This is a genomic window from Ferrovum myxofaciens, assembly GCF_000735045.1.
GTDB lineage: Bacteria > Pseudomonadota > Gammaproteobacteria > Burkholderiales > Ferrovaceae > Ferrovum > Ferrovum myxofaciens.
Window position 1 is genome coordinate 1 of the sequence record NZ_JPOQ01000235.1, and the last position, 253, is coordinate 253.

The window sequence follows — 253 nt, forward strand, 5'->3', positions numbered from 1 at the left end:
GACCTTCTCACTGACGATCTCGTACTGCGCTGGATCCAGCCCCTCTGCCTCTTTGCAGGGCAGGGTGATGGTTTCCACGGGGAGTTTGGATTCGTCGAAGAACAGTCCATCTTCAGCGGGAGGGGTTGGCTTGGCGGGTTTGTTCCGGGAATGGGCAGCGACGGTCTGGGTGTCCGGGGCAGGAGGCGGAGTATTGCCTTCCCCACCCAGGTCACTGAAGGCCAGTTGGAGGCTGTATAGGTCGGGGTTGCGG

Annotated in this window: 1 pseudogene; it reads right to left on the reverse strand. The window is 61.3% G+C overall.

What is annotated here, in order from left to right:
• Positions 1 to 253: pseudogene (locus IV91_RS18560) on the reverse strand (IS66-like element ISCARN15 family transposase); the annotation flags it as partial.